Genomic DNA, 580 nt, shown 5'->3' with positions numbered 1-580 from the left:
CATTCATGTCGGGATTGGAAACCTCCGCAACAAGCGTCCCAGCTGAGACGACGCCACCGGGCGTCACTTGGACGTTGCCAACCAAGCCAGCGACAGGACTCGAGATGGTCACCCGGCCGGAACTGTCCGGAGACCCGCTGGCCGCAACCTGCGCACGTGCAGCACTAGCGGCAGCATCCGCGGCCAAAGATCGCGCACGCGACGCCTCCAGCTCCTGGCGTGCCACTACGCCTTGCTCGACAAGGGATTTATCGCGGCCGTAGGCCAGGCGGATGGCTTCGGCCTCCGCCGCTGCGGCAGTAGCGGCGGCCTTGAACGTCGCGGCTTCTCCACTGACAACGATCACCAGGGGCTGGTTGCTCTTGACGGCCGTACCAGGTGCAACAAGCACGCGTTCAACGCGGCCGGTGACCGTTGATGCGATCGCAGCACGCCCCCCGATGGCCGGCTCGACGCGCCCAGCTAGGCGGGTCGATGCGCCACCGCCGCGCCCGACAGCCACCACGCCGATGCCAGAAGCCTTGATCTGGTCAGGGGTCAGCTTGACTACACCTTCCTCGGCCTCCTCTTCGCCGTGATC

Annotated in this window: 1 protein-coding gene; it reads right to left on the bottom strand. The window is 66.4% G+C overall.

All coding sequences use genetic code 11. The features are described from left to right. Positions 1-580: efflux RND transporter periplasmic adaptor subunit (locus tag AAE045_RS23940; protein WP_455549794.1), on the bottom strand; the 580-nt coding region annotated here is incomplete at both ends.

The organism is Dryocola clanedunensis (assembly GCF_038405435.1).
Classification (GTDB): domain Bacteria; phylum Pseudomonadota; class Gammaproteobacteria; order Enterobacterales; family Enterobacteriaceae; genus Dryocola; species Dryocola clanedunensis_A.
Note: the sequence above shows the minus strand (reverse complement) of the source record. Positions and strands in the feature narration are given on the sequence as shown.